General features: G+C 72.7%; 5 protein-coding genes. 1 reads left to right on the top strand and 4 read right to left on the bottom strand.

The genetic code is table 11. The features are described 5' to 3' along the window. Nucleotides 1-1,461, bottom strand: a 1,461-nt coding sequence (locus ND747_RS05260) for an AAA family ATPase (RefSeq protein ID WP_251732264.1), incomplete at its 3' end; no start/stop codon positions are given. Between the two features lies 1 nt (nucleotide 1,462). Continuing rightward, nucleotides 1,463-3,034, bottom strand: coding sequence for a 3' terminal RNA ribose 2'-O-methyltransferase Hen1 (locus tag ND747_RS05255; protein ID WP_251732262.1), 1,572 nt, complete (start codon nucleotides 3,032-3,034; stop codon nucleotides 1,463-1,465). Nucleotides 3,035-3,228: 194 nt separating this feature from the next. On the opposite strand from ND747_RS05255, the gene ND747_RS05250 reads away from it, so the two are divergent. Further along, nucleotides 3,229-3,663, top strand: a complete 435-nt coding sequence (locus ND747_RS05250; protein ID WP_251732260.1) for a nuclear transport factor 2 family protein — start codon at nucleotides 3,229-3,231, stop codon at nucleotides 3,661-3,663. A 75-nt stretch (nucleotides 3,664-3,738) separates the two neighbouring features. Here the strand turns inward: ND747_RS05250 and ND747_RS05245 are convergent, their stop codons facing one another. Together ND747_RS05245 and purL are read right to left on the bottom strand one after the other, a co-directional pair. Then, a complete protein-coding gene (locus tag ND747_RS05245; RefSeq protein WP_251732258.1) occupies nucleotides 3,739-4,146 on the bottom strand; it encodes a YciI family protein in 408 nt (135 codons plus the stop codon). Nucleotides 4,147-4,277: 131 nt separating this feature from the next. Further along, nucleotides 4,278-8,252 (bottom strand): phosphoribosylformylglycinamidine synthase, encoded by a 3,975-nt coding sequence (purL, locus tag ND747_RS05240; RefSeq protein WP_251732256.1) that lies wholly within the window; start codon nucleotides 8,250-8,252, stop codon nucleotides 4,278-4,280. Between the last annotated feature and the right edge of the window lie 22 nt (nucleotides 8,253-8,274).

The raw sequence follows: 8,274 nt of genomic DNA, 5'->3' as shown, positions 1-8,274 counted from the left end.
GGGCGGGAAGGCGGCAAGGGGCGGGAAGGCGGCCAGCAGTGCCTCGGCCGAGGATGGGTCCACCGGCGCGGACGGGCTGACACCCGCCGCCGTCTCGGCCGGGCTGCCGCCGGCTGCCGGTGCGGACGGGTCGACGTCCGAGGTCGGCGTGGTCGCACCGCCGGGCGGGTCGTCGGTAAGGGGCCGGGCGGGTTCGACGTAGACGCGGGCCGCCGGGACGGAGACGAGTTCGCGTTCGGGGTAGCGCAGGGCGCTCAGGCTGCCGCCGAACACGCAGCCGGTGTCGACGCACAGGGTGTTGTTGACCCATTCCGGTTCGAGTGTCGGCGTGTGGCCGTGGACGACGGTCGCCCGGCCGCGGTACTCGCGCGCCCACGGGTGGCGCACGGGCAGGCCGTACGCGTCGGTCTCGCCGGTGGTGTCGCCGTAGAGCGCGAACGAGCGCACCCGGGCCGAGGCCCGGCCGTGGTAGGCCTCCTTCAGCCCGGCGTGCGCGACGACGAGCCGTCCGGCGTCGAACACGTAGTGGGAGACCAGGTCCTGGCAGAACGCCGTCGCCTGGGCCTGGAACTCGGCGGGTTCGGCGGCGAGCTGCTCCAGCGACGCGGCCAGCCCGTGGCTGACCGTCACCTTCCGTCCGGCGAGCGCGCGCACGAGCTTGTTCTCGTGGTTACCGCAGACGGCGAACGCGGTGCCCTCGGCGACCATGCCCATTGCCAGGCGCAGCACGCCGGGGACGTCCGGCCCCCGGTCGACGAGATCCCCGACGAACACCACCCGCCGCCCGTCCGGGTGCCACGCCGACACCGCCCGTCCACCGGCGGCCTCGTCGCGGCGCAGCTGGTAGCCCAGGCCGGTGAGCAGCTGCTCGAGCTCGTCGCGGCAGCCGTGGACGTCGCCGATGATGTCGAACGGTCCGGTCTCGTGGCGCAGGTCGGTGAACAGCTTCGTGTACTCGAGGGTCGCGGACGCCACCTCGTCCACCGAACGCAGCACGTGGACGCGGCGGAAGCCCTCGCGGGCCAGGCCGCGCAGCGAACGGCGCAGGTCGGCGGCCTGGCGGCGGATGACACCTGGCCCGAAGGCACGGTCCGGACGGTCGGCGTTGCGTGCCACGCAGACGCGTTCGGGCAGGTCCAGCACGATCGCGACGGGCAGCACGTCGTACTCGCGGGCCAGCTGGACGAGTGACGCCCGGGCCTTCGCCTGGACGTTCGTCGCGTCGACGACGGTGAGCCGCCCGGCGGCGAGCCGTTTACCCGCGATGTAGTGCAGCACGTCGAAGGCGTCCGGGGTGGCGCCCTGGTCGTTCTCGTCGTCGGCGACGAGGCCACGGCAGACATCCGAACTCAGGACCTGCGTCGGCCGGAAGTGGGCGCGAGCGAACGTCGACTTCCCCGACCCCGACACCCCCACGAGCACCACCAGGCACATCTCGGGAATCGCCAGTGTGCCGATCATGTCATCCCGTCCGTTCGAAGATGGCGAGCTGAGTAGGTGCGCCGAGGTCCGGATCGGGTTCACCGACGCCGCCGAGACGGGCCGTGTACGGGTAGCTGTCGGTAAGGCCGCCAATCCAGGCGGCGAACTCGTCGCGAGTCCACTCGAAGCGGTGGTCGCGGTGGCGCAGCGTCCCGGGGGCCAGACCCTCATAACGGACGTTGAACTCGACGTTCGGTGTGGTGATCACGACCAGCCGCGGACGGGCCGCGCCGAACACGGCCTCGGCCAGCGCCGGCAGCCGCGGCGGATCGACGTGCTCGACGACCTCGCTGAGCACCACCGCGTCCAGGTCGGCCAGGCGCGCGTCCCGGTAGGTCAGCGATGAGGCGACCAGGCGCAGCCGGTCCCGCACCCGCTCGGGCATCCGGTCCAGGTGCAGCCGTCGAGCGACGAGCTCAAGCGCCCGGTGCGACACGTCGACGGCGACCACCTCGGTGAACGCCGCGTCGGCAAGGAGAGCTGCTACCAGCTTCCCGTCGCCGCAGCCGAGGTCCGCGACGCGACCCGCTCCTGCCGCCCGCAGCACGTCAAGGATCACCTGCCGCCGCTGTTGCGCCAGCGGCACCCGTTTCGGCGACGTCTCCACGTCGGCTGCGGGCAAGGCTTCGGGCCCGACTGCCGGCTCCGCACCGGCACCGGCACCGGCACCGGCACCGGCACCGGCGGCATCAGTACCAGCGGGATCGGGTTCCTGTTCGGCGGCGACGAGGCCCGGCTCGAAGCCGGTGGCGATGCTCTCGTCCGGAACGTCGTCGGCCGCGGCCAGCTGCGCGAGGGCGAGGCCGGCGAGACCGCGGCGGTGGGCCAGATACCGACGGGCGATGAGGTGGCGTTCGGGATGCTCTCCGAGCCAGCGCGCGCCCTCCCGGACGAGCTTGTCGGCCTCGGCCTGTCCGACGTAGTAGTGCTTGCCGTCGTCGAGGACGGGCAGCAGCACGTAGACGTGGGTGAGTGCGTCGGCGAGGCGCTGGGTGCCGGTCAGGGTGAGGTCGTGGTGCGGCGCCGTGCCCCACTCGGGAAACTGGGGGTCCAGCGGCGCCGGGCGCGCCTCGACGGCCCAGCCGAGCGGGGCGAACAGCCGCTCGGCGAGCGCCGCCCCACCGCCCCGGCACGGCACGGCGGGAATGCGGATCTCCAGAGGGATGGCGGTGGCGGCCAGCTCCGGCCGGGACTTGCAGATGCCCGCCATCGCCGTGGAGAACACCGCCGCCAGGGCCACCGCGAGCAGGCTCGACGCCGCATACGGCCGGTCGTCGACGTAGCGCGCCTGCGCGTCCGCCGCCGATCTCCCACTCCTGGTTCCGTTTCCGCCGGGACGACCCGCGGGCCCGCCGCCTCGACCGCGGACGAGGCCGACCGGATCGATGTCGAGCAGCAGGGCCGCGGTCGTGCGCTCCTCGGTGGCCTCCGGATAGAACACGTGCGCAGTGCCGGCCGCAGTCGCGAACTGCTGCGCCCGTTCGGGATGCTTGTGTAGCAAAAACCCCAGGTCAGTAGCGGGCCGTACGGTCGTCGACACGGTCAGCAGCACACCAGCATTCTGCCAACCACCCCGCGGATCCAGCCAGCGACTTTCGTCTACGGTGCGCCGACCCCGTCGTGCCCTTGACCTCAGGTCGGGTTGAGCTTCTAGCGTCAGCATCGGAACCCCCACCCGTCGACACGGCCACGGGAGCAGAGCCGAAACAAGGCCGGCGACCCGACGCCGCAGGAGAAGGCGAAGCCATGACGCAGACCAGGACACGCCCGGCGCTCGATGATGACCCGGCGGCGCATGCCGCGGCCGAGGCGGCGGTGGCGCGCTTCACCGCCGAGCTGCAGCAGGCCCTCGACGCCTCCGACGCCGACGCCTATGACAGGTCGTTCGCCGCCGATGTGCTGTGGGGCAGTCCGTACGGCGCGGCCCTGGCCGGCTTCGACGAGCTGAACGCGATCCATCGGCGTCTGATGGCCGTCCGAACCGCGCCGCCGTCGACGTTCGAGGTCGTCGCGGTGCGTGCCCCGGCGCCCGGGATGGCCATCGCCCACATCCGGCGGCAGGCGAACGACGGCAGCGGGTTCTCCGAGCTGGCGCTCTACACCCTGGTCGAGCGGGACGGCCAGTGGTGGCTGGCCGCCGCCCAGAACACCCCGATCGCCGCACCACCGGCGCAGACCTGACCCGGTCGCCCGCCCGGCCCGGCCCACCGGCGGCCCGGCCGGGCCCACCCCGCCCCGCCCGTCAACCCGCGTCACTCACTCCGTGACGGTGGGCGGCGCGGTCAGGAACGGCCGCACCTCCAGCCACTCGTAGATCGGCGCACCCCCCGGGCCGGGCGCGGCCGACAGCTCGCCGGCCAGCTCCACGGCCCGCTCCCACGACTCCACGTCAATGATCATCCAGCCGGCGATCAGGTCCTTCGTCTCCGCGAACGGGCCGTCGGTCACCGGCGGCCGGCCCTCGCCGTCGAACCGCACGAACGCACCCTCCGGCGAGAGCGCCTGACCGTCGACGAACTCCCCCGACTTCTCCAGCCGACCGGCGAACTCCTGCATGAACCGGATGTGCGCGTCCACCTCCTGCGGCGCCCACTGGTCCAGCGGCGGGAAGTCGACAACCCGGGTCGGGCCGCCACGGTAGTGCTTGAGCAGCAGGTACTTCATCTCGGTTCTCCTCGGCTGTCCGGTGGCCCGTCGCGGCCACTCATGCCCCAGGGACGGAGCCGGCCCCCCGTTCTCGACACCCGTCGCCAAGGAATTCCAGGATTTTTTCGCGGCCCCGTCCGGGCGGAGGGTCAGCGCTCGTCGAGCCAGGCGCGGGCGTTCTGGAAGATGCGCAGCCACGGGCCGTACGTCTCACCGCCGGTGTCGGGGCCGGGTTCGTCCCCGGTGGTTGCGGTGCCGGTGCGGACAGGCAGCCAGGAACGTTGCTGGGTGAGGAAGGCGCGCTCGGGGTGGGGCATGATCAGGGTGACGCGGCCGTCGTCGGAGGTCACGGCGGCGACGGCGGCGGGGCTGCCGTTGGGGTTGGCCGGGTAGTCCTGGGTCGGCTTGCCGTGATTGTCGACGTAACGGGCGGTCACCGCACCGGGGGTGCCGGCGGGGCCGAAGTCCATCCGTCCCTCGCCGTGGGCGATCGGCACGGCCAGCACCGAACCGGCCATCCCGGCGAACAGCACCGCCGGTGAGTCCTCGATGAGCAGGCTGGACACCCGGGCCTCGAACCGTTCGGAGGTGTTCTCCAACAGGGTCGGCCAGCCGGTGGCGCCGGGGATGAGGGTGCGCAGGCCCGCGACCATCTGGCAGCCGTTGCAGACACCGAGGGTGAGCGTGTCCGGGCGGTGGAAGAAGGTGCGGAAGGCGGCGGCGAGGTCGGGGTGGGCGAGGATCGACTTCGCCCAGCCGAGGCCGGCGCCGAGCACGTCACCGTAGGAGAAGCCGCCGCAGGCCGCCAGCACATGGAAGTCGTCGAGAGTGGCGGTGCCGGTGAGCAGGTCGGTCATGTGGACGTCGACCGCGTCGAACCCGGCCGCGTCGAACGCCGCCGCCATCTCGACGTGGCCGTTGACGCCCTCGTCCCGCAGGATCGCGGCCTTCGGCCGGGTGCGGGCGGCGGACGGCAGCAGGGTGAACGTGATCCGTTCGGTGATGCCGGGGTCGGCGTCGTCGAGGATCGCGTCGAACTCGGCATCCGCGGTGTCGGGGTTGTCCCGCAGCCGCTGGACGAGGTAGCTGGTCGTCGCCCAGACCCGTTCGAGCTCCGCCCGGCCGTTCGTGTAGACGACCGTGTCGCCGTCGCGCAGCACGATCTGCTGGGCGAGGGTGGGCCGGCCGAGCACGTGGATCCGGTCCGCGCCCAGCGCGGTGGACAGGACCGCGACCACCCGGTCGACGGCGGGGCCGGCCACCTGGAGGACGGCGCCGAGTTCCTCGGCGAACAGCCGGGCCAGCAGCGTGCCACCGGGCAGTCCGGCGAGGTCGACGTCGAGGCCGACCCGACCGGCGAAGGCCAGCTCGACCAGCGTCGCGAGCAGGCCGCCGTCGGACCGGTCGTGATAGGCAAGCACGTCACGGTCGGCGACCAGGGGCCGGGAGGCGGCGAAGAACGACCGCAGCACCTCGGCGTCGGCGTCGGGGACGTCCGCGGGTACGTGCCGCCCGTACGCCAGGGCCAGCGCCGAACCACCGAGCCGTCCCCGGGCGCGGCCACCTGCGCCGACACCGTGACCAGCGCCGACACCGTCACCGTCGCCGGAGAGGTCCACGAGGATCAGGCGGCTGTCCTCGTCGCGGGCGAGCTGGGGGGTGAGCACCCGGGAGACGTCCGCCACCGGCGCCCCGGCGGTGACGATCAGCGACACCGGGGAGGTGACGGCGTGGTCGCCGGCGTCGTCCGTCCAGACGGTGCGCATGCTGGTGGAGTCCTTGCCGACCGGGATCGGGATGCCGAGCTCCGGGCAGAACCGTTCGCCCAGCGCCTCGACCGCGTCGTAGAGCGGGGCCTGCTGCTCGTCCACGCCGACGGCGGCCATCCAGTTCGCTGAGAGGGCCACCTGGCGCAGGTCGGCGACGGCGGCGCCGGCCAGGTTGGTGAGGGCCTCACCGACGGCCATCCGGGCCGCGGCCGGGGCGTTCACGGTGGCCAGCGGCGTGCGCTCTCCCATCGCCAGCGCCTCGCCGGTGCGGCTCCCGTACGCCGACGCGGTGACGGCGACGTCGCTGACCGGCACCTGCCACGGCCCGACGAGCTGGTCGCGCACGGTGTGGCCGCCCACGGTGCGGTCACCGATGGTGATGAGAAACTTCTTGCTGCCGACCGCGGGCACCCGCAGCACCCGCTGCACGGCCTCGGCCAGCACGATCCCGGACTCGTCGAACGGCGCCGTCTCGACGGTGACCGAGCGTGCGGTGCGGGTCTGCCGGGACGCCTCGCCGAACAGCAGCGACATCGGCACGTCCACCGGTGCCGTCTCGAACAGCCGGTCGCGCACGACGAGACGCCGCTCGTCGGTCACCGTGCCGACCACGGCGAACAGGCAGCGTTCCCGCGCGCACAACGCGGTGAAGGTGTCCAGGTCGGCGGCGGTGATGCCGAGCACGTAGCGTTCCTGCGCCTCGTTGCACCAGATCTGCAGCGGGGTCATCCCGGAGTCGGCGTTCGGCAGGTCGCGCAGCTCGAACACGGCGCCGCGGCCCGCGTCGTGCACCAGCTCGGGCAGCGCGTTCGACCAGCCGCCGGCACCGACGTCATGGATGGACACGATCGGGTTGGCCTCGTCCAACGCCCAGCAGGCGTTGATGACCTCCTGTGCCCGGCGCTGCATCTCGGCGTTGCCGCGCTGCACCGAGGCGAAGTCGAGCTCGGCGTCCCCCGCGCCGGTCTGCATGCTGGACGCGGCCCCTCCGCCGAGCCCGATCAGCATCGCCGGCCCGCCCAGCACGATGACCAGGTCACCCGCCGCCAACCGCCCCTTGCCCACCAGGGCGTCGCGGACGTTGCCGATCCCACCCGCGATCATGATCGGCTTGTGGTAGCCCCACCGCTGGCCTCGACCGTCCGGCGCCTCGAAGGTGCGGAGGTAGCCGACGAGGTTCGGCCGGCCGAACTCGTTGTTGTAGCCGGCGGCGCCCAGCGGCGCATCCGTCATGATCTCCAGCGGGGACGAGATCCGCTCTGGACGGCCCTCCTCGCCCTCCCAGGCACAGTCGTCGCCGGGGATGCGCAGGTGGGAGACGGTGTAGCCGGCCAGGCCCAGTTTCGGGACGCCGCCGCGGCCGGTCGCACCCTCGTCGCGGATCTCCCCGCCGACACCGGTCGCGGCGCCGGGGCCGGGCGCGATCGCGGTCGGATGGTTGTGCGTCTCGACCTTGACGAGGATGTGCGCGGGGCCGTCGTGGCGACGGTAGGCGTGGGTGTGCGGGTCCGGGTAGAACCAGGACGCGGGTTCGCCGCGCAGCACGGCCGCGTTGTCCGAGTACGCCGAGAGCACGTTCTCGCCGGAGCGCGCATGCGTGTTGCGGATCATCGCGAACAGGCTTTTGCGCCGGGCCTCCCCGTCGATCACCCAGTCGGCGTTGAACACCTTGTGCCGACAGTGCTCGCTGTTGACCTGCGCGAACATCATCAGCTCGACGTCGGTCGGGTTGCGGCCGAGCTCGCGGTACCGCTCGGCCAGATACGCGATGTCCCCCCCGCCGAGGGCCAGGCCAAGGTCCGCGTTGGCCTCGGTGAGCGCCGAGTCCCCCTGGCCGAGCAGGTCGATATCGGTGTGCGAGTGCGGCTGCCCCGCGGCGAACAGGGCACCAGCGGCGTCCAGCGACGTCTCGACCACCTCGGTCATCCGATCGTGCAGCAGCGGCGCGAGCGCACCCAGATCAGATGCCGCGGCGCCGGGCAGGTGGTAGACGGTGGCGCGTTCGATCCGCCGCACGGCGGTGAGCCCGGCCGACGCGGCGATGTCCGACGCCTTCGACGACCACGGCGAGATCGTCCCCGGCCGCGGCAGCACCACCAGGGTCAGTACGGTCGCCGACCGGTCACCGCCGAACCTCTCCCCATAGGTGAGCAGCCCGCGCAGCCGCGTCTCGTCCAGCCCGCTCAGTCCGCCGGGCTCAGCCATCTCAGCCACACCGGCCGGATCGGCCAGGTCGACGAGATGGACATACTCGGCGGAGACGTCCGTCACACCCGGCACCACAGCCTGCAGCCGGGCCAGCAGCCGGCGGCGTCCCGCTGCGGTCAACGCCGCAATGTCGCCATATGTCCTCATCCCGCCGCCTCCATCGCTGCGC

The sequence above is a fragment of the Frankia sp. R82 genome (genome assembly GCF_023716925.1).
Classification (GTDB): Bacteria; Actinomycetota; Actinomycetes; order Frankiales; family Frankiaceae; genus Frankia.
The sequence above is the reverse complement of the archived record's forward strand: the minus strand, read 5'-3'. Positions and strand labels throughout refer to the sequence as shown.

Bases quoted from the DNA above. Each gene is read 5' to 3' on its own strand.
- ND747_RS05250 (WP_251732260.1), top strand. From the start codon at position 3,229: ATGACGCAGACCAGGACACGCCCGGCGCTCGATGATGACCCGGCGGCG.
- ND747_RS05245 (WP_251732258.1), bottom strand. From the start codon at position 4,146: ATGAAGTACCTGCTGCTCAAGCACTACCGTGGCGGCCCGACCCGGGTT.
- purL (WP_251732256.1), bottom strand. From the start codon at position 8,252: ATGAGGACATATGGCGACATTGCGGCGTTGACCGCAGCGGGACGCCGC.